The following is a 19,728-nucleotide window of genomic DNA, read 5'->3' as shown; positions in this document are numbered from 1 at the left end:
GGAAACGTTAAATTAGTTTAGAATGACGGCCGGTTCATCCCGGCCGTCTTTTTATGCAAGGAGTGTCATGAACACGCACGTCCCCCCCCCTGCTCCCTGGTTCAAACAGCCTTGGCTCTGGTTTATTCTGGCACCGCTGATCGCTGTGCTGATTTATTCCACCTTCTTCATGTACGTCGCTGTTACCACCAGTGACGGAGTGGTCAAGGAGGATTACTATAAAGTCGCACGAGGCATGAACATCGACACTTCCAAGGCCGATGCGGCGCGCGCACTGGATCTCAACGCAGATTTGCGACTGGACACACTTACAGGCGATATCAATCTGCGGCTTACCGGCAATCTTGAAGAACAGCCACAGATTCTTAATCTCAACATCATTCACCCGACTCATCAGAAGTACGACCAGATCCTTATTCTGCGCAGTGTCGATGGCAAAGGACTTTATGCCGGTAGCCTCGAGGGCCATATCAGCGGCAAGCGCTATCTTTCCCTCTCGCCTGACAATGAAAGCTGGCAGTTGCGTCAGGAGATTTTGCCTCCGTATACCGAACAGCTCCAATACTCTCTGGCCCCTCAACAGTGAGTTAAAACATGAGCGTTCAAAGGACACAGGCATTGGCACCCTGCTTCCACTGCGGGCTGCCCGTCCCACCAGGTACTGATTACACCACCATCATTGGTGGTGAACAAAAATCGATGTGCTGTCCCGGCTGCCAGGCAGTCGCACAGACCATTGTTGATGGCGGGCTGGATGGTTTCTACCGCCATCGCGACGCCTCGGCGACTACTATGGACTCACGCATCAGCAGTGAGGCCCACCTGGCAGATGAGTTGGCGCTCTATGATTCTGAAGCCATCCAGGCCGAGTTCGTTCGCCACACCGGCGATGAGCAAGCCGAAGCCATGCTGGTTATCGAAGGCATTACCTGCGCTGCTTGTGTCTGGCTCCTTGAGCACCACCTCAGCCAGCAGCCAGGCGTTTCCCAGTTCAGCGTCAACATGACCAACCATCGCGCTCGTTTAGTCTGGGACCCCAGCCAAACCAAGCTCAGCAAGTTATTCGGAGAGGTGCTTCGCATAGGGTACAAGGCCCATCCGTTCCACCCAAACCGTGAAGAGCAGCTGCTGGAGCAGGAGAATAAGCGCGCGATCAGGCGCCTCGGCGTTGCCGGTGTCGGCATGATGCAGGTCATGATGATGGCAATCGCCCTGTATGCTGGTGCACTTCAGGATATGGAAGCTCGATTCGTCGAGTTCATTCGCTGGAGCAGCCTGATTCTTGCCACTCCTGTCGTCCTTTATTCAGCTCGACCCTTTTTCCTGACGGCTTTCAGAGACCTGAAGACTCGTCAGTTGAGCATGGATGTTCCTGTATCGATTGCCATTGGTGGCGCCTATCTTGCCAGTGTCTGGGCGACGATCATGAATACCGGCGAAGTCTATTTCGATTCGGTCACCATGTTCACCTTTTTCCTGCTCATTGGTCGCTACATTGAGATGCAGGCTCGTCATCGCACGGGCAAGGCGGGGAACGCATTGCTTGATCTTCTTCCGGCCAGTGCCACCCTACTGGAAGAGGGCCGAGAAAAAATGGTTCCGGCCACCGAACTCAAACCTGGCGACGTGGTTCTGGTTAGGCCCGGCCACACATTACCTGCGGATGGCATCATTCTAGAAGGCAGCAGTGCTGTCGATGAGTCAGCCTTGACCGGAGAATACCTGCCAATCAGCAAAAACATCGACGATCCTGTTGTCGGCGGTACCATCAATGTTGAGCATCCGCTGAAGATTCGAATCACCGATGTCGGACCTAATACGCGCCTTTCAGCCATAGTCGGCCTGCTTGACCGTGCGCATGCAGAAAAACCTGTTACCGCTCGCATTGCGGATCGTGTTGCACGCTACTTTGTGCTTGCAGTTCTGATAACCTCTGCGACTGTTGCTGGCAGCTGGTATTTCATATCACCAGAGGATGCATTCTGGATAACCCTTTCTGTGCTGGTCGTGACCTGTCCCTGCGCGCTGGGCCTGGCAACACCCACCGCTCTGACAGCAGCAACGGGCACCTTGCGCCAGCAGGGTTTATTGATTACCCGAGGCCACGTACTGGAAGGACTGGCCAGCGCCACCCACATTATTTTCGATAAAACCGGCACTTTGACTGAGGGTAATCTCAGTATTCAGCAGATGCAGCCGGCACGTGAACTTAATAGCATCAACCCCTACTCTATTGCTGCCGCATTGGAACAGGCTTCGGAGCACCCCATTGCGCGTGCATTTCATCCATACTTCCAGATTCCGTCCGTCAACACCCGCGTAAAGGTTAATGCCGGGGTTGAGGGTGAAGTAGAAGGAGTACGCTACCGCATTGGCAAGCCCAGTTATGCGGCTGAGCTGTATCAGGGTGTCACGCCAGATCAGCCTGACCATGAACGGCAATGGCTTCTGCTGTCTGATGACCAGGGGCCTTTGGCCTGGTTCGCTCTTGATGACCAAATTCGAAAGGATGCCGCTTTTACCCTCAACGTATTAAAGCGTCTCGGGCTCAAGGTTGGCATGCTAACCGGAGATGACTCATCTGCAGCGGCTCGTGTTGCTGATGAGCTTGGTATAGAGACCGTCAAACAGGGCGTTTCTCCTGACCAGAAACTGGCCTATATAAATGAACTGCAGAGCAATGGTGCCAGCGTGATCATGGTCGGTGATGGAATCAATGATATTCCTGTACTCGCAGGTGCACGTACTTCCATTGCCATGGGATCTGCCACTGATCTTGCCAAAACCAGTGCCGACGCCGTTCTGATTTCAAGCGAACTGGAAAGGCTCGCACTGGCGCTCATGGTAGCTCGGAAGACACGCATGGTGATTCGTGAAAACCTGTCGTGGGCACTGTTGTATAACCTTGTCGCCCTGCCGCTTGCCGCTATGGGGTTTATTGCCCCATACATGGCAGCAGTCGGCATGTCCGCAAGTTCTTTGATCGTGGTTGGCAACGCCATGCGTTTATCTCGCCTGCCACGGATTCGTCGCAAGCTCCGGGAGTAATTAATGGAAATCATCTACCTGTTGATTCCAATCGCCATCATACTGGTCAGTGTCGCACTCTGGGCTTTTTTCTGGAGTGTCCGACAAGGCCAGTTTGATGATCTCGAATCGCCTGCGCACCGGATTCTTTTTGAGGATGATGAACAGCTGATCCCGGACGACGCTCGCCCAGCCAAGGATGACAAGCAGGATCATAAGTCTTGATTGACCCGACTCACATCCTTTCAGCCCTGCTGTTTGGGCTCGCCGGCAGTACACATTGTGTCGGCATGTGTGGCGGTATCGCCGGTAGCGTTGCCATGAGTCGTGGGGCAGCCGGGTCCGGAGGCTTGCCTCTGCTGGTGGCATTCAATCTTGGTCGCGTATTCAGCTACATGATTGCTGGTGTGTTGATGGGCTTCCTGGGGCAATCACTGGCCAGTAGCCCTGAACTGACAATCGGACTCAGGACCTTGGCCGCACTGATCATGGTTGTCACCGGATTGTATATCGCTGGATGGTGGCAAGGTGCTGCCTATCTCGAGCGTTTGGGCGGGCATCTTTGGAAGCGCATTCAGCCCATCAGCCGGTCGCTCCTGCCTGCCAATACTCTGCCCAGGTCTTTGGCGCTTGGTGGACTCTGGGGCTGGCTGCCCTGCGGCCTGGTATATACCACCCTGATTTGGGCAGGCAGCATCAGTGACGGGCCGACAGGCAGTGCAACCCTGATGCTGATGTTTGGTCTGGGAACCCTTCCGGCAATGATGACGACTGCACTGCTTGCTCGGCAGCTGCGTCAGTTGATGCAACAGAACGGCGTTCGCAGGGGTGCCGGTATTCTTGTCATGCTGTTTGGCCTCGCAACCTTGCCATGGCAGCTATGGCTGCCGCACGCTTGATACTTATCAAGCCCCTGTGTTCGCCCACAGCCTATAATGCCCCCTTTGATTTTATCCGTGAGGTGTAGTTGTGACTCAACAGAGCAATGTCAGCTGGGATCTTGATCTTATTCGTCGTTATGACCTTGCCGGCCCTCGCTATACCTCCTACCCGACCGCCATTCAGTTTGACTCGGGTCTTACCGCTGACCAGCTGATCGCCGCCGGAAGAGAGAGCGCCGACGTAAATGCGCCATTGTCGCTGTATGTTCACATCCCTTTCTGTGCACATGTCTGTTATTACTGTGCCTGTAACAAGGTGATCACCCGTAACCGCAAGAAAGCCCAACCCTACCTCGACACCCTGTATCAGGAGATGGATCAGCTTTCGCAGTGGTATCGTGGAGACCGAACCGTCAATCAGCTTCATTGGGGCGGCGGTACTCCTACGTTCATCAGTGACGAACAGATGCGGGAACTGATGGCGGCCCTGCGTCGCAATTTCAATTTGCGCGATGACGACCTCGGTGACTATTCCATCGAGATCGACCCCCGTGAGGCAGGTCATGACACTCTGGGTGTCCTGCGGGAAATCGGCTTCAACCGCATCAGTCTTGGCGTACAGGATGTTAATCTGAAAGTTCAGGAGGCAGTCAATCGTGTTCAGCCAACCGAACAGACCCGCGCCGTTCTGGATCGTTCCCGCGAGCTGGGATTCAAGTCGATCAACATGGACCTCATCTATGGTCTTCCGCACCAGACAGAGCAGAGCTTCGAAGAGACCCTTGATACCGTCATTGCAATGAGCCCTGACCGCCTGTCGGTCTTCAATTATGCTCACTTGCCTGACCGCTTCCGTTCACAGAAGCATATACGCGCCGAAGACCTGCCTTCTGCTGAAGAGAAGCTGGCCATACTGCAAAACAGTATCAACAGACTGCTGGACGCAGGCTATGTCTACATTGGCATGGATCATTTTGCCAAGCCTGACGATGAATTGGCCATAGCGCAGCAAAGTGGCAAGTTGCATCGCAACTTCCAGGGCTATACCACACATGCCGACTGCGACCTTGTGGCCATGGGAGTCTCGGCGATCAGCCAAATCGGTAATGTCTATTATCAGAATGAACACGACATCTCGGCTTATAGCCAGGCCGTGCTGCAACAGCAGCATGCGGTCAAGCGTGGTGTAGAACTGAATTTCGATGACCATATCCGTCGCGCGGTAATCACCGAGCTGATCTGCCAGTTCAAGCTGGATAAAAAGGCCGTCGAACAGCGTTTCGACATCGACTTTGACCAGTATTTTGCTGATGAACAAGAGGAACTGCTGCAGTTTAATTCCGACGGTCTGGTCCATCTGTCGCCAACCGGAATCGAAGTAACCCCTGCAGGCCGCCTGCTCATTCGTCGCATCTGCATGGCGTTTGATGCTTATATCCCCAAAAAGCAACACTCTCAGAATTTCTCACGCATCATCTAAAGTCGAGGCCCGGTTCACGGGCCTTTCGCTTCACCCCCGAGGGTAAATGTTACATAATGCGGCGTATAGCCATCGTGTGACTAACCAACCAAAGGATGCCCTCATGGCCGACTGCAAAAATCAAGGAAAGCTACATAGCCTGTCCCAGGTACACTGCAAGACCTGCAGCCTGAGTTCTCTCTGCCTGCCTGTCTCACTGGACCTGACCGACATCGACCGTCTGGATGACATCATCGAAAAAAGTCGACCACTGAAAAAAGGTGAACACCTGTTCCACCAGGGCGAGCCGTTCAGCTCGGTTTTTGCAATTCGCGCGGGCACGATCAAGAGTTACACGCTGACAAACGAAGGTGAGGAGCAGATCACCGGCTTTTATTTCCCCGGCGAGCTCGTAGGTCTAAGCGGTTATGACGCTGAAACCTATCCGATGTCCGCTAAAGTGCTGGAAACCACTACCGTTTGCGAAATTCCGTTTGAGCGTCTTGACGAGCTTTCAGGGCAAATGCCCGAGCTGCGTCGCCAGATGTTGCGCAGCATGAGCAAAGAGTTGCGTGATGATCAGCAGATGATGCTGTTGCTGTCCAAGAAAAACGCTGAACAGCGTGTTGCGACCTTCCTGCTCAAGCTCTCTCAGCGGTTCAAGGCACGGGGCTACTCGGCTTCGAACTTCCGTCTGTCCATGTCCCGCAATGAAATTGGCAACTACCTTGGCCTCGCCGTGGAAACGGTCAGCCGTATTTTTACTCGCTTTCAAAAGATGGAGTTGATGCGCGTTGACGGCAAAGAGGTCGAACTGACCAATCTTGAAGAGATGTATCGCCTGTCTGGCGAATCCCGTGATGGCGAGTGTCCCACTCATCAGGAACAATCTACTTCCTGAGCACCGAGAGCCGTCCACATTGGTTAAGCACAGCACCCGCCCGAATAAAAAAAGACGTAGCTTCGTGTGAAGCTACGTCCCAAGTTGCACAATGAAGTAGCCATCTCAATGTGTAACCCAACCCCTGCATTACACCTGTATTCCGTCACTGCGGCATTGAGTTATATCAATTGAGCGCCAACTGGGAGTTACCGAATGTCCTACGATGAATTCTATGTCAAATCCGTGATCCGTTCGCTTGAGGACTGGCCGGAACCTGGAGTCGTGTTTCGCGATGTTACACCGATCTTCAAGGATCCCAAGGCAATGCGCATGGTTTCCGATGCTTCATTCAGCGCTACATAGACAGTGACATTACTCATATTGCCTGTATCGATGCACGTGGCTTTCTTTTCGGCGCTATCATGGCATATCAGCTCAATCTGCCACTGGTTCTGGTGCGCAAGAAAGGCAAGCTTCCGGGTGAAACCATCCACCAGGAATACACGCTTGAATACGGCACTTCCGCCGTTGAAATGCAGACCGACGCAGTTACAACAGGTGATCGCGTCCTTCTGTTTGATGACTTGATAGCGACTGGTGGCACATTGCTGGCAGCTTGCACCCTGATCAAGAAGCTCGGTGCTGAAGTTATTGAAGCCGCTGCCCTGATTGACCTGCCGGACCTGCAGGGCTCTACCCGCATTCAGGAAGCAGGCATCCCCGTCTACTCCCTGCTGGCTTATGAAGGCCTCTGATCCAAGGGACAGACCTCTTCATTTGTGCTGCCCTATTTGATGGTTCAGGCTTGTGCCAGACCTGGATTCACAGCCTGAACCTCAAGCCCAACAAACTGCCAGCCTCACACTGAGCTTCCGCGTATCTGCCAGCGACTGCAGACCTATATCACAGGTATACTGATCAGCTACCTACTCCAATAGGCATGGTCAGGGAGGAGCTGCCATGAAGCCGATTGCCATCCTGTTTTTTTTGTTGCTTTGCGCTCCCTGCAGGGCCAGCGAAGCACTATCGCCATTTACAGGCCTTGCAGCCCTGCGCGAATCCTATCCAGCCAACACACTGCTGGTGCTCATGTTTTCACAGCCTGATTGCCCCTACTGCGACACTGTACGAAGCGATTTTCTGCTGCCATTGCACAACCGGCAAAGGGACGAGCTCATTGTGCGCGAGCTGAAAGTTGGCATGGGTGGTGAGGTGGTGGACCAAAATGGCAACAGCGTTAGCCACAAGACTCTGGCAGATCGTTATGGCGTCAGCCTCTTTCCCAGTGTTTTGATGCTGGACCTTGATGGGGATGTATTGGATAAGCCGCTGGTGGGCATCAGTTCAACCGAGTTTTACGGATACTATCTCGATCAGGCGATCGACAGAGCCCTCGTCGACGCTTCTCAGTGAACATGAGCGCCAGCCACGTTAGAATCCCCATGCTCAGCAAATGACATTTTTTTGGGAGACATCATGCTCTGGTTTCGAAACCTTATTTTCTACCGCTTTGATCCCCCTGCCGGCCTGACTCAAGAGCACCTTGAACAAGCTCTCAGCGCGCATCCGTTCACGCCCTGCGGCAGCCAGGAAATGAGCCGGAGCGGCTGGGGCTGTCCAGTTTCAGAAGCAGAAGACATGCTGGTATTCAGCAGCAACGGTTTTCTGCTGGTCAACCTGATGCAGGAGGAGCGGATCCTCCCCGCCAGTGTCGTTCGCGAACAACTTGACGAAAAAGTTGCACTGATCGAAGCCGAGCAGTCGCGCAAGGTCTATCGCAAGGAGAAGTTACAGCTCAAGGATGACGTCATCATGGATTTGCTGCCGCGCAGTTTTACTCGGCGTCGACGCACTGAAGCCGTGCTGATGCCCCAGCAAGGGTGGATTGTCGTCAATGCATCCAGTCACAAGCGCGCCGAAGAGCTCCTCAATCAACTGCGTGAGGCCTTGGGCTCACTGATCGTCAAACTGCCCCAGACCTGCATCTCAGCCGATAAAGTGATGACGTCATGGTTGCAGGGAGAGGCTATGCCGCAAGGCTGGGCTCTGGAAGATGAATGCGAATTGCGTGACCCGATGACCGAAGGCAGTAAGATCAGTGCCAAAGGTCAGGACCTGCTATGTGATGAAATCAGTGCTCATCTGAGTGCCGGTATGCTCGTCAAAAGGCTCGCGCTCGACTGGCAGCAGCAGATTCGCTTTGTACTTCATGAAGACCTGAGCCTGCATCGACTTCGCCTCAGTGACGAATATCGCGAGCAACTGGATGCCGATACTCCCGAAGATGTGCTTGCCGCACGGGATACCGAATTGGCACGCATGGGACTGGAGTATGCTCGCCTCCTGCCGGAATTGCTTGACGCCTTTGGCGGTGAACCCGAAGCCTGATCCCACTCTAACGCCGAGCCAATTCGCTTGGCGTTCTTTACCCGCCAATCCCCTCTTGCCCTCGACTGCGGTTCATTTTGTCCGGCATCAGCCTGTTTTGCCTGCACGGCTTGATCATTATCAAATTGCCGATACACTGACGCCTCAATCAGCAGGAGCATGCATGTACAGCGTTAAAGAAATTTTCTACACATTGCAGGGTGAAGGCGCTCAGAGCGGCCGCGCCTCTGTCTTTTGCCGCTTCACCGGCTGTAACCTGTGGAGCGGTCGAGAACAGGACCGTCACAACGCTATTTGTGACTTCTGCGATACCGATTTCATTGGCACCGATGGCCAGAACGGTGGCAAGTTCAGCGACGCTGAAGCACTGGCTGAACGGATCGAAAGCTTATGGCCAGATACTCATGAAGGCCAACGCTACGTAGTCTGCACCGGTGGAGAACCTGCACTTCAACTGGATACACCCTTGATCGATGCTCTGCATGCACGGGGTTTTGAAATTGCCATTGAAACCAACGGCACCAAACCGCTCCCGTCCGGTATCGATTGGATTTGCGTCAGCCCCAAGGGCAGCAGTGATGTCATCATCACAGAAGGCGACGAACTCAAGCTGGTTTTTCCGCAAAGTGCGGCACCGCCGGAACGTTTCTCACATCTGAATTTCCGCCATTTTTTCCTGCAACCACTGGACAGCCCCCTGCAGAGCGCACATACACGACGCTGCATCGACTACTGCATGGCACACCCTCAGTGGCGCCTGAGCTTGCAGACACACAAGATCACAGGCATCGACTGAGGTACGAGACTCAGCTGTCTCTCACTCGCACGGGCTGGATCACCAGATCACGGTTACGCCAGCCCAGTATCAACAGCGCAGGCAGCTGCATCATCACGCCATAGATAAGCGCGCTGGCAGACATTTCCGCGCTCTGTAGTAAGCCACCGGTCACCAGCAGGGCCGTCCCGGCATTCTGAATACCCACTTCAATTGCCAAGGTCACACGCCGCTCATCCGGCATTCCCGCCAATCTTGCCAACAGGTAACCCGCCACTATCGCAACAACCGCCAACAACAGCGCAACAGGACCCACCTGGACGATCAACTCAGGAAGGCGATCCCAATTGGCGCGAACGATCGCTGTCACAATTCCGATCATAAAGACCAGCGAACAAACCTTAACGGGCTTCAATAAACGACCACACCAATCCGGCTTCCAGCTTGCGACCAAGAGCCCCAACCCAACCGGTAGCAATGTCACCAGCATGAACTTCAGAATCGTGATCACTACCGGGAAATCAGGTAGCTCATCTGACAACCCGTAAAAGTGCAATGTCAGCACCGTCAAGAGAGGCAAGGTGAAGGGTGTTATCAGACTTGTAACAGCTGTAAGGGTGATGGATAAGGCCGTATCACCTCGGGCCAGCAACGTCAGCATGTTGGAAGTCGCCCCTCCGGGGGCGAATGTCAGGATCATCAGCCCGACCGTCAGCAGTGGCGGCAGGTTTGCCATCCATAGCACTAGTCCCCCCAGCAACGGCAGCAGGATCAGCTGCCCCACTACCCCAAGCAGAACAGCACCAGGCATTCGCCACAATCGAATGAAATCGGAACGATTCAGCGTCATTCCCACCCCCAGCATGATACTGAACAGCGCCAGAGGAAGAATCAACTGGGTGAGATACGAAGACTGCATGGAAAGCCATCCTGAGCAAACCGAAACGACCCAACATGTTAAGTGATACAGCATGAAGGAACAATGTCAGCATTGGGTGTAATCCGCGTGATCGCTGGCTTGCGTCAGCCTACCCACATCTACTGTGGATAACACTGTGAAAATTTCATTACCAAAGTGCTTCAGCACCCATAATTTCTTGCTTCGACACAGATTGTACATTTTTTGTACAGGTGTTTTTTGTTCTTTATAATCAATATGTTGCGATGTCTGCAGAACCAGATACAAGAGCCGCCCTAGAGTGTATGACCATATAAAGGTACAATAGCTGGCTGTTTTCAGCGGAGTACGGAACCCATGCAGGAGCAACTTGATCAACGTCGCCGGGCAGCCGAACGTGTCACCATCATCGGGGCCGTTCTGGATACTGTGCTGGGTGTTCTCAAGATTCTGATAGGTGTAATTGCAAATTCAAGCGCCCTCATTGCAGATGGTATTCACTCGCTTTCCGACCTGCTGACCGATTTCATGGTGGTAGCCGTACTACGCCTTTCTCACCGCGCTCCGGATGATAGCCACCCATGGGGACACGGTCGTTTTGAAACCGTCGGAACCGTAGCTTTGGGTGTCGTCCTAGTTGGCGTTGGCGGCGCTATGGCCTACGACAGTGTGAGCTTGCTCTTTGCGGTGGAGCATCCCCCCCTTCCCACCTGGCCAGCCTTGCTGGCTGCTGCATTGTCCATAGTGGGCAAGGAATGGATATTCCGTTACACACTCAAGATCGGGAAAAAACTGCAATCCGATCTCATTATTGCCAATGCCTGGCACAGCCGGACAGACGCACTTTCATCCATTGTTGTCCTCCTTGCCGTTGCCGGAGCGATGGCAGGAGTATGGTGGCTGGACGCCCTGGCAGCTGTTCTCGTTGCCCTTCTGGTCGGTAAAATCGGCTGGGACCTGGTTGCCAAGAGTGTTACAGAACTGGTTGATACAGCCCTTCCTGAAGACCGTGTCGAAGAGCTGCGTGAACAGGTTCTGAGCGTAGATGGCGTAATCAACGTTCACAGCTTCAAAAGCCGACTCATGGGCAATCAAAGTCTGCTGGAGATGCACCTTCAGGTTGCTCCACACCTGAGTGCTGCGGAAGGCCATTACATCGGCGATAACGTCGTCTGTAAACTTCAAAACCGCTTCGACAACATAGGCCATGTCATCTTCCATATCGATACCTACGATGACGAAATTCATGGCGATGTTTTCTGCCCGGTGATGCCTTCGCGGCGTGAGGTCAGTCAGCACTTGGATGCCACTATGAGTCGCATCCTGGGTGAAAACCCCGACTACGAACTGATCCTTTACTATCATCCCGAGTTTATCGATCTGGACATCAAGGCTTCGCCGCAGTTTCATCAGCTGCTGAGCCATACCGGCTTGAGCGCCCGAGAGCTCGAGGAGCAATTGCGTGAACAGCTGTCATCGCTCAACTGGTTCCGCAAATTAAGCCTTTGGCTACCCCCTCAATAACAAAAAAGCCGGCTTCAGCCGGCTTTTTTGTACTCGTATAGGGAATTAACGTACCGGTTGCCGCATGGTAACGAACTCTTCAGCTGCGGTCGGGTGAATACCGATGGTACTGTCGAAAACAGCCTTGGTTGCACCAGCTTTCAGTGCTACACCGATGCCCTGAATAATTTCACCGGCCTCGGCACCCACCATGTGAACACCCAGTACACGGTCAGTTTCAGCGTCCACGATCATTTTCATCAGCGTCCGCTCATCACTGCCGCTGAGTGTATGCTTGAGAGCACGAAACTCTGACCTGAACACCTTGACCTCAGCATAACGCTCTCTGGCCTGTTCTTCTGTCAGCCCCACGGTCCCGATATTGGGCTGGCAGAACACCGCGGTCGGAATCAGCTCATAATCCACTTCCGGACTGCCTTGCGCGTATAAGTGCCGCACCAGTGCCATACCCTCGGCCAAAGCAACAGGCGTTAGCTGCACCCGGTCGATCACATCACCAATTGCATAAATGGAAGGCACGCTGGTCTGAAAGCTGTCATTAACGATGATGGCGCCATTATCCTGTTGCGCCACCCCTACGGATTCCAACCCAAGACCACGGCTGTTCGGTACTCGACCGGTCGCATAGAGGATCTGATCTGCTTCGAGCACGCGCCCATCCGTTAGCCGCGCCTGCAAACGCCCCGAATCCAGCTTGTGAACAGTTTCAATATTGCAATTGAAATTCAGCCCAACCCCCTTCTTCGCAACCTCCTGAGCGGTAAACTCACGGACTTCCTGGTCGAACCCCCGCAGGAATAGATCCCCTCTGTAGATCAGTTCGGTATTGGCACCCAAACCCGCAAAAATGCCTGCAAATTCCACAGCGATGTAGCCGCCACCGACCACGAGCACATCCTGCGGGAAGCATTCCAAATCAAACACTTCATTGGAGCTAATGACGTGCTCACGCCCCTCGAAGTCGGGAATGAATGGCCAGCCACCGGTAGCCACCAGAATACGTTCGGCCGTATACGTCTTATCACCCACCCGAACCTGGTGCTCGCCAATAATCTCGGCTCGGCCGTGGATCAAGTCGCAGCCGGCACTTTCCATCAGTTGGGTATAGATGATATTAAGACGGCTGATTTCCTGTTTCTTGTTGTCTCTCAGAGTCGGCCAGTCGAATTCAACGCCCTGCGCCTTGAAACCATAACCTTCTGCTTCATGAAAGGTCTCGGCATAGTGTGACGCGTAGACATAGAGCTTTTTGGGAACACACCCCACGTTGACGCAGGTACCCCCAAGGTAACGATCTTCAGCAACGGCGACTCTGACACCTTCAACCGCCGCCATTCGGCCAGCCCTCACACCACCGGAACCTGCGCCAATCACAAACAGGTCATAATCAAAATGTGCCACTGTGCCTCCTTGAAATATTGAGAACCCTGACTCATTGTAACCACCCTAGTCTTTATGCCCCAATAGTAAACACGCCTTAGCAGTGATCGCCAATCACGATCAAGCCACCCCTGACCCGTTCAGATTTTCTGATACCATTAACGCTTTGGAAAATTAGGCACGCTAAGGATCTATATGAAGCTGATCTCCTTTAACACCAATGGCATTCGCGCCCGCATGCACCAGCTGGAATGTCTGATCGATAAGCATCAGCCTGATGTTATTGGTATTCAGGAAACAAAAGTGGCCGATGACCAGTTTCCCGTCGAGCAAATAGAGGCTTTGGGCTATCACGTGGTCTATCACGGACAGAAAACCCACTACGGCGTTTGTTTGATCTCCAGGCAACCTGCGTTGAATGTGCAGTATGGCTTCCCGGGTGATGAAGCCGATGCACAGCGACGCATGATCATGGCAGATTTTGTCAGCTCGAGCGGCCAGACAGTGCGTGTACTTAACGGCTATTTCCCCCAGGGGGAGAACATTGATCACCCGATCAAGTTCCCTGCCAAGCGTCGTTTCTATGCTGATCTTTTACAGCATCTGCAATCAGAATGTAGCCCTGATCAGCCGCTGGTCGTCATGGGCGACCTTAATATCTCCGCGGATGACAAGGATATCGGGATTGGTGAACCCAATCGCAAACGCTGGTTGAAAACCGGCAAGACCAGTTTTCAGCCGGAAGAGCGGGAGTGGATGTCCCATTTATACGAGTGGGGACTGCACGACAGCTTCCGCCGCCTGCACCCGAATGAAGACCGCTTGTTCAGCTGGTTTGACTACCGCAGCCGTGGCTTTGATGACGAGCCGAAGCGGGGCCTGCGTATCGATGCGATCATGGCAACAGAAGTCTTGCTGGAAAAATGTACTGATGCCGGTATCGACTATGAGATCAGGGGCATGGAGAAGCCATCCGACCACGCCCCCATCTGGGCCGAGTTTGCACTTTAAAATTCACTCACCGGGCAGCTAAAGCTGTCCGGTTTAAGAATCAACAGATCACAATTAACTTTGTCCATCAATCGCTCGGCGGAACTGCCCAAGAGCAGACGATCGATGAATCCCCTCGCCAGACTTCCCATCACCAGCACATCAACCAATGTTTCCTCCGCCCAGTCCGGAACCAGCTGATGAAGCTCTCCTTCCAGCAGGTGCACACAGGGATCCTTGATTGACAGCCCATAGGGTGCGATCAGCTCATCGATGCGCGCATGATGCTCCTCTCGAACCTTTTTTTGCAGCGCTTCATAGTCCACGACCAGATGCTCGTCGAAAATCGCCGAATGTGGCAGCGTGTTGAAAACGTGCAATACATGCAGCTCACCATCCAGCTGCTGTGCAAGGCCAGCCGCATGCTGTAACAATTGCTGATCCAGCTCCGCCGCTGCGTCATCAAGATGGAATGGATCGATAGCAGCCGCAATCACGGGGCGATCATTCCATTGAGCCTTCTTGCTCAGCAGAAGCGGTGCAGGGCACTGACGCAACAGGCGCCAGTCGGGTGCCGATAACAACTGCTGCAAGGCATTTGCGTGAGCCTCTGGAGCATGAATGACCAGATCGGGTTTATAGCGCAGCACCTTTCGCACCAGCCCTTCGGCCAGATCACGATCCCAATAGACATCAGCACCGACATCAATATTCTGGTGCTGAAGCTTGTCCACATGGGAAGCCAATCCCTTTTCAACCTTCCGTAACAGCGACTGAATCGCATGCTGACGCCCTTCAGTATCGAACAGGTAGCTTCCTGCCAATGCCGCTGAATACACACAGCTGAACAGTTCCACTTTCGATTCGGAGGTACTCAGGCGCTTCAGCTTCTGCAGCACTTCACCCCGATGCTCGTCAGCGGCCAGACTGACCAGCAAACGCCCGTACTGATTCATAGTACCCTCGCTTCCCTAGACATTCGTTCTGAGCATAGCCCGCAGGGCTCAAAAAAGTAAACGCGCCACGTCACACCTGAACCACTTTGTCCTGGCAAGGAGGTGAGACGTCTGCGATCGTCGGTGTTAGAATACACCTTTTCATCTGCTTCAGAGCATTACCCAGATGATTTGGAAACCGGCCCTGCGCCTGCTGCCCTTATTGCTGCTCCCGCTCCCGCTGCTGCTTGATGATCTGGCCACTGCCCTTTCTTCCGCTCACTTGATGTTTCTCGCCAGTCTGCCGTGGCTGGTCGGCCTGATCGTGATTCTGCTGTCGCTTGGGTTCAAGCAAAGCCGCACTCTGCTCATGGTGCTCCACATTAGCGCTGTCGCCAGTCTCTATGACCTTGCCACCGCCTCGTCACCGGACAACCCGGCAAGCTACGTTTTAGTGGTTCTGGTCGGACTCATCTGGCCGCTGATGCAGGCCTGGATCACGCTGGTCCCTGAGCGGCGTACATTCTCACGTGCAGGGATAGCACGCATCCTTATCGTCATTGGCTGCTATCTGAGCCTTGTGCTGATATGGCGATACCAGCCTATTCAGCTGGTTCAACTATTGACTGCCCTGCCGCGGCCATTTATTGAGCAACTGGCGCCCCAACTGACGATCAGTCCCGCCGTTTTCTGGTGGCAGCTGGGATGCATGATACTTTCTGTCGGACTAGCCCTGATGATGGGACGACGCGACCTGCTGACCCATATTACGCTCAGCTTCTGTGTTCTCTTGACGCTGGCAGATACAACCTCTCGGGTGCAGGGTCAGTTTTATCATTTACTGGGCCAGTTCGTTCTGCTGATTGCCGTTATCCGTAACGGCTATGACATGGCATTTGTCGACACATTGACGGGCGTTCCGGGGAGGCGCGCACTGGAGCACCACCTGATAAGCCCTGGCAAGGGCTACAGCATAGCCATGCTCGATATCGATCATTTCAAGCAGTTCAATGATCGCTATGGACATGATGTGGGTGACCAGGTATTGCGGATGGTTGCCAGCCAACTGCGTCACGTCAGCGCCGGCGGCCGTCTGTTTCGTTACGGCGGCGAAGAGTTCACCATTGTATTTCGACGCGGTTCGCACGAGGCCGTATTAGGTGCTTTGGAAGCCGTGCGTGAGCGGGTTGCCCAGTATCCGATGCGAATCCGGAGTTCCAGCCGCCCAGAGGATGATGAAGCGGGACGGTCGCTGCGCAAACGAGATGAACAGGATCAGGCTGTAAAAGTGACCATCAGCATCGGCTTTTCGACTCATGAAGGGAGCCAGACTGCAGAAGCGGTGATTAAACAGGCAGACCAGGCACTCTACGCCGCCAAGCACGGAGGCCGAAACTGCACCCGTTCGGCACAGCAGACCGCAAAACCAAAAAAAAGGCGAAGCCGCAGTGACTTCGCCCGTAATCCCTCTTAGTAACCCGCCAATCGATCAGCGGTTACCGTATTCCTCGGCCCGCTCCTCGATGTGGATCGGTTCTTCAGGCTTTTCACCTGCATGTTCCTTCAAAGCCTGTTTCGAGCGCTTCTCAAACAGCAGATACAACAGGATGCCCACGGCCAATCCATAAGCCGCACCATACACTGACAGCACGACCCCCATGGTGCCGGCCACCCCCATAGACGTGGCATTATCAATCTGTTCAACACCGACGCTGATACACAGGTAACCGGTAATCAGCAGGGTCAGTGATAGCGCGATAGGCAACACCGGTTTGAATACGGTGACCAGCGGCAGCATGAACAACGCCATAAAACCCACGATCCAGAAAATACTCGCACCACTGTAGATGGTGTCCATTGCCTTGCGCCCATAACGGTAGCGTTCAGCGATGGTGGCCATGGCGCCAGTAAACAGAGGCCCCGCCAATCCCGGATAGGGAGCAAGCAGTGAGTGCAACAGATTACGGATAGCGGTAACAAGATGAACGCGGTCTACATTGACTTCGATCTTTTCGTCCGGGCGCAGATGGTCCACACGATCAAGCAAGCTCTTGCCGACAATGATGTCACCGAATGCAATGATGTACGCGATAATCGCCGTGGGCACAGCCATCCAGATCACCTCCAGTGATGGCAAACCGACACCGAAAACGGTGTAATCCAGCATCTTGTCGAATGCCGGTGACGTTAGTCCAAACTCCACATTCGGAATCGGGTACTCACCTGCTACCCAGCCGATGATCATGGCAATAATTGCACCGGGAACCATGCCGTAGCCGGCGACAATTCGAGCCCAGCGATGCTTTTCAGTCCAGTCACGAAATGACAGCGAAAACAGTATGTAGCCGGTTACCGCGCCCCCAATAATCAGGGAAATCGGTGTCTGCGCAAGGCGCCCGCCCTCAACGATTTCTCCCGATATGGCCGCAATACCGGCCCCGATCAGAATGCCGCCCTTAATCGAGGATGGAAACAGATCAACCAGCTTACTGCCCAGGCGTGTTACCCCCAGTACAAAGAAAATCACCGTTACGACCAACTGCAGGCCAATCAGCGCACGAATTGCGTCAGGACCCGGCTCAAAATTGCCAAGGTATAGACCCACAACCGGAATGGCCGGGGTAATCCATCCGGGCACCATAGGAACACCCAGAATCGTTGGCAGCATAAAACCGAAGCCACAGACCACCACGTAAGCCAAAGCCACGTCATAAGGCAGGCCAAGATATTTTTCCAGCAACGGAATCATCGCCATGCCCACAACGAACATGATCAGTGCCTGGATGGTTTCCGGCCATTCCCAACGATGATGTATGAAAGGTAAACGAACCTTGAAAGGTCCCAGCTTCCAGTAAGGATGCTCGGCCCCATGTTCACGTTGATAAAGTCCCATAAGTGCTCCCCATAAGCGATACGGTCTTTGTTCTTGGAATATTCGGGCATTCCCTTATGCCCGAAGCTGGTGGACAGTACTGAGCCTTGGGTAGCAAGTCGAGTTGTCGACAATCGACTTTAGTATTGGTAGCGACTAAAGTATACGGATTTTCCCTTACATCCATCTACTTTGAACACCGAATGTCTTCATCATGCTGGACTTACAAGTATACCTATAAGGTATAGGGATATGATTTCTACATATATTAGGAGAATGGGATTCAATCCATAAATGGGATAGTATTGCCGACAAATAACAAGATCGAGAAGAGTGCTTGTGAGCGAATCCCTGAGTCTTCAGCAACCCCAGTCCCCAGGCCTGCCCAAAGACAGCCTTGAACTGATGAAACAGAATGCGGCCGCAGCAGCGAAGTTGATGCGCGTGTTGGGTAACGACAGCCGGCTGCTGATACTCTGTTACCTGGATGGCAAGGAGTTGTCAGTATCTGAACTCAACCGCTGCCTCGACCTGAGTCAGTCGGCATTATCTCAGCATCTGGCCGTTCTGCGTCGGGACGGTCTCGTGCGTACACGTCGCGAATCACAAACCATTTTTTATTCGCTCAACGGCGATACCGCAATCACCATTATCAGAACGCTGCACGAGCTGTTCTGTGACGCCCACGCGTGAGCGTCACATCAAAACACCACTTTGAGTCAGAAACATAAATAATCCGGTACCGGACAGGATACTGATCAAGGGATTTCGAAACAGCAGATGCAATATTCCCACTATCACGAGTGAAACCAGGGACGGCAGCAACTCAACGCCTGTCACCAGCGCATCCTTGAGCGCATACATCAGCAGCAACACCATCAGCACCGGCGGTAAATAGCGGCCCAGATGCTTGAGCATCGGATGCTCTGCCCAGCGATACAACAGCAGGAAGGGCAGAGCCCGTGTCAGAAAGGTTGCCACTGCAGCGACCGCCACCACACTCAGAAGATACGCAGTCGAGTCCATTCCACACCTCCTCGTGCCATTATCAGCAGTGATACCGCCATCGCAATTGACAGCATCAGCATGTTGTCTGGACTGATCATCAATGCCACGACACCGATTAGAAACGCCAGTGCGAATACCCTTGGGCGCCTCATGGCACGATATTGTTCAATCGCCAGAACAAGAAACAGCGCCGGCAGCGTAAACTCGATTCCGGCGGTTGAAAACTCGATCTGCCCTCCAACCCACGCCCCTAGCGAACAGCCGATCACCCAATACAGGTGATTCAAAACGGCTATGCGAAACTGCAACCTGGAGCGCAACTTGTCACAGCTTGCACTGAGCATGGTGAGCAGTGAGTATGTCTCATCAGTCAAGGCATAGATCAGGTACCAGCGCCGTGAGCCCCTGAGCTTCAGGCTACTCAGTAGTGACAGCCCATAGACCATGTGCCGGGCATTCAGCAACAAGGTTGCGACAAACACCTCGATAAGGCCTGCGTGATTGGCCAGCAACCCGACAGCCAGAAACTGGCCCGCACCAGCATAAATTACCAACCCCATCAGGGTGGCATATAGCCAGTGATAGCCAAGCTCAGAGAACATTACGCCGAATGCCGCACCCAAGGGTATATAGCCGAAAAGCACCGGCAGCGATAAGCGAAGTGCGGATTGATTGGATTCAGGATTCATATAACCAAAATGCCGCCCC

Annotated in this window: 19 protein-coding genes and 1 pseudogene; 14 read left to right on the top strand and 6 right to left on the bottom strand. The window is 53.6% G+C overall.

Features of this window, described 5'->3' with window-relative positions; genetic code table 11:
- Positions 1–67: 67 nt before the first annotated feature.
- From LN244_RS07150 to queE, 10 genes and pseudogenes are all read left to right on the top strand, one after another.
- Positions 68–586, top strand: a complete 519-nt coding sequence (locus LN244_RS07150) for a FixH family protein (RefSeq protein ID WP_239042156.1) — start codon at positions 68–70, stop codon at positions 584–586.
- Between the two features lie 8 nt (positions 587–594).
- Complete coding sequence (locus LN244_RS07145) at positions 595–3,048, top strand: heavy metal translocating P-type ATPase (RefSeq protein ID WP_239042155.1); 2,454 nt, start codon at positions 595–597, stop codon at positions 3,046–3,048.
- Between the two features lie 3 nt (positions 3,049–3,051).
- Positions 3,052–3,252: a cbb3-type cytochrome oxidase assembly protein CcoS gene (ccoS, locus tag LN244_RS07140; protein WP_239042154.1), complete on the top strand. Its 201-nt coding sequence runs from the start codon at positions 3,052–3,054 to the stop codon at positions 3,250–3,252.
- Complete coding sequence (locus LN244_RS07135) at positions 3,249–3,926, top strand: sulfite exporter TauE/SafE family protein (protein WP_239042153.1); 678 nt, start codon at positions 3,249–3,251, stop codon at positions 3,924–3,926. Before ccoS ends, LN244_RS07135 begins: the two co-directional genes overlap by 4 nt.
- Positions 3,927–3,996: 70 nt before the next feature.
- On the top strand, positions 3,997–5,388 hold the full coding sequence (gene hemN / locus LN244_RS07130; protein ID WP_239042152.1) for an oxygen-independent coproporphyrinogen III oxidase: 1,392 nt from the start codon (positions 3,997–3,999) through the stop codon (positions 5,386–5,388).
- A gap of 103 nt (positions 5,389–5,491) precedes the next feature.
- Positions 5,492–6,268, top strand: a complete 777-nt coding sequence (fnr, locus tag LN244_RS07125; RefSeq protein WP_239042151.1) for a fumarate/nitrate reduction transcriptional regulator Fnr — start codon at positions 5,492–5,494, stop codon at positions 6,266–6,268.
- A 195-nt stretch (positions 6,269–6,463) separates the two neighbouring features.
- Positions 6,464–7,005 (top strand): annotated as a pseudogene (locus LN244_RS07120) (adenine phosphoribosyltransferase).
- Between the two features lie 205 nt (positions 7,006–7,210).
- A complete protein-coding gene (locus LN244_RS07115) occupies positions 7,211–7,663 on the top strand; it encodes a thioredoxin family protein (protein ID WP_239042150.1) in 453 nt (150 codons plus the stop codon).
- A gap of 63 nt (positions 7,664–7,726) precedes the next feature.
- Complete coding sequence (locus LN244_RS07110; RefSeq protein WP_239042149.1) at positions 7,727–8,638, top strand: recombination-associated protein RdgC; 912 nt, start codon at positions 7,727–7,729, stop codon at positions 8,636–8,638.
- Positions 8,639–8,801: 163 nt separating this feature from the next.
- Positions 8,802–9,434 (top strand): 7-carboxy-7-deazaguanine synthase, encoded by a 633-nt coding sequence (gene queE / locus LN244_RS07105; protein ID WP_239042148.1) that lies wholly within the window; start codon positions 8,802–8,804, stop codon positions 9,432–9,434.
- Between the two features lie 10 nt (positions 9,435–9,444).
- On the opposite strand, the gene LN244_RS07100 is transcribed toward queE, so the two are convergent.
- Positions 9,445–10,332, bottom strand: coding sequence for a bile acid:sodium symporter family protein (locus LN244_RS07100; protein ID WP_239042147.1), 888 nt, complete (start codon positions 10,330–10,332; stop codon positions 9,445–9,447).
- Between the two features lie 336 nt (positions 10,333–10,668).
- Here LN244_RS07100 and LN244_RS07095 point away from each other — a divergent pair, with 336 nt between their 5' ends.
- Positions 10,669–11,835, top strand: a complete 1,167-nt coding sequence (locus tag LN244_RS07095) for a cation diffusion facilitator family transporter (RefSeq protein ID WP_239042146.1) — start codon at positions 10,669–10,671, stop codon at positions 11,833–11,835.
- 45 nt (positions 11,836–11,880) lie between these two features.
- Here the strand turns inward: LN244_RS07095 and gorA are convergent, their stop codons facing one another.
- Entirely contained in the window at positions 11,881–13,236 is a 1,356-nt protein-coding gene (gene gorA / locus LN244_RS07090) for a glutathione-disulfide reductase (protein WP_239042145.1), read from the bottom strand.
- Positions 13,237–13,410: 174 nt separating this feature from the next.
- Here gorA and xthA point away from each other — a divergent pair, with 174 nt between their 5' ends.
- The gene (gene xthA / locus LN244_RS07085) at positions 13,411–14,226 is read left to right on the top strand and encodes an exodeoxyribonuclease III (protein WP_239042144.1); all 816 of its coding nucleotides are present in this window, start codon (positions 13,411–13,413) and stop codon (positions 14,224–14,226) included.
- Here xthA and LN244_RS07080 read toward each other — a convergent pair.
- The gene (locus LN244_RS07080; protein ID WP_239042143.1) at positions 14,223–15,161 is read right to left on the bottom strand and encodes a universal stress protein; all 939 of its coding nucleotides are present in this window, start codon (positions 15,159–15,161) and stop codon (positions 14,223–14,225) included. The genes xthA and LN244_RS07080 overlap by 4 nt on opposite strands.
- 166 nt (positions 15,162–15,327) lie before the next feature.
- Between LN244_RS07080 and LN244_RS07075 the strand changes: the two genes are divergently transcribed.
- Positions 15,328–16,614: a GGDEF domain-containing protein gene (locus LN244_RS07075; protein WP_239042142.1), complete on the top strand. Its 1,287-nt coding sequence runs from the start codon at positions 15,328–15,330 to the stop codon at positions 16,612–16,614.
- A 15-nt stretch (positions 16,615–16,629) separates the two neighbouring features.
- Here the strand turns inward: LN244_RS07075 and LN244_RS07070 are convergent, their stop codons facing one another.
- Complete coding sequence (locus tag LN244_RS07070) at positions 16,630–18,033, bottom strand: solute carrier family 23 protein (RefSeq protein WP_239042141.1); 1,404 nt, start codon at positions 18,031–18,033, stop codon at positions 16,630–16,632.
- A gap of 384 nt (positions 18,034–18,417) precedes the next feature.
- Here LN244_RS07070 and LN244_RS07065 point away from each other — a divergent pair, with 384 nt between their 5' ends.
- Complete coding sequence (locus LN244_RS07065; protein WP_239042378.1) at positions 18,418–18,705, top strand: ArsR/SmtB family transcription factor; 288 nt, start codon at positions 18,418–18,420, stop codon at positions 18,703–18,705.
- Positions 18,706–18,708: 3 nt separating this feature from the next.
- Here LN244_RS07065 and LN244_RS07060 read toward each other — a convergent pair whose 3' ends face one another.
- On the bottom strand, positions 18,709–19,038 hold the full coding sequence (locus tag LN244_RS07060) for a branched-chain amino acid transporter permease (RefSeq protein WP_239042140.1): 330 nt from the start codon (positions 19,036–19,038) through the stop codon (positions 18,709–18,711).
- Positions 19,014–19,709, bottom strand: a complete 696-nt coding sequence (locus LN244_RS07055) for an AzlC family ABC transporter permease (RefSeq protein WP_239042139.1) — start codon at positions 19,707–19,709, stop codon at positions 19,014–19,016. The genes LN244_RS07060 and LN244_RS07055 overlap by 25 nt, the downstream gene beginning before the upstream one ends.
- Between the last annotated feature and the right edge of the window lie 19 nt (positions 19,710–19,728).

The organism is Marinobacterium sediminicola (genome assembly GCF_022343685.1).
GTDB classification, from domain to species: Bacteria; Pseudomonadota; Gammaproteobacteria; order Pseudomonadales; family Balneatricaceae; genus Marinobacterium; species Marinobacterium sediminicola.
The sequence above is the reverse complement of the archived record's forward strand: the minus strand, read 5'-3'. Positions and strand labels throughout refer to the sequence as shown.

Coding starts and splice junctions, on each gene's coding strand:
- LN244_RS07100 (WP_239042147.1), bottom strand. CDS start 10,332: ATGCAGTCTTCGTATCTCACCCAGTTGATTCTTCCTCTGGCGCTGTTC.
- LN244_RS07055 (WP_239042139.1), bottom strand. CDS start 19,709: ATGAATCCTGAATCCAATCAATCCGCACTTCGCTTATCGCTGCCGGTG.
- LN244_RS07060 (WP_239042140.1), bottom strand. CDS start 19,038: ATGGACTCGACTGCGTATCTTCTGAGTGTGGTGGCGGTCGCTGCAGTG.
- LN244_RS07145 (WP_239042155.1), top strand. CDS start 595: ATGAGCGTTCAAAGGACACAGGCATTGGCACCCTGCTTCCACTGCGGG.
- LN244_RS07095 (WP_239042146.1), top strand. CDS start 10,669: ATGCAGGAGCAACTTGATCAACGTCGCCGGGCAGCCGAACGTGTCACC.
- LN244_RS07110 (WP_239042149.1), top strand. CDS start 7,727: ATGCTCTGGTTTCGAAACCTTATTTTCTACCGCTTTGATCCCCCTGCC.
- xthA (WP_239042144.1), top strand. CDS start 13,411: ATGAAGCTGATCTCCTTTAACACCAATGGCATTCGCGCCCGCATGCAC.
- LN244_RS07115 (WP_239042150.1), top strand. CDS start 7,211: ATGAAGCCGATTGCCATCCTGTTTTTTTTGTTGCTTTGCGCTCCCTGC.
- LN244_RS07065 (WP_239042378.1), top strand. CDS start 18,418: ATGAAACAGAATGCGGCCGCAGCAGCGAAGTTGATGCGCGTGTTGGGT.
- queE (WP_239042148.1), top strand. CDS start 8,802: ATGTACAGCGTTAAAGAAATTTTCTACACATTGCAGGGTGAAGGCGCT.
- LN244_RS07150 (WP_239042156.1), top strand. CDS start 68: ATGAACACGCACGTCCCCCCCCCTGCTCCCTGGTTCAAACAGCCTTGG.
- fnr (WP_239042151.1), top strand. CDS start 5,492: ATGGCCGACTGCAAAAATCAAGGAAAGCTACATAGCCTGTCCCAGGTA.
- LN244_RS07080 (WP_239042143.1), bottom strand. CDS start 15,161: ATGAATCAGTACGGGCGTTTGCTGGTCAGTCTGGCCGCTGACGAGCAT.
- LN244_RS07070 (WP_239042141.1), bottom strand. CDS start 18,033: ATGGGACTTTATCAACGTGAACATGGGGCCGAGCATCCTTACTGGAAG.
- ccoS (WP_239042154.1), top strand. CDS start 3,052: ATGGAAATCATCTACCTGTTGATTCCAATCGCCATCATACTGGTCAGT.
- LN244_RS07075 (WP_239042142.1), top strand. CDS start 15,328: ATGATTTGGAAACCGGCCCTGCGCCTGCTGCCCTTATTGCTGCTCCCG.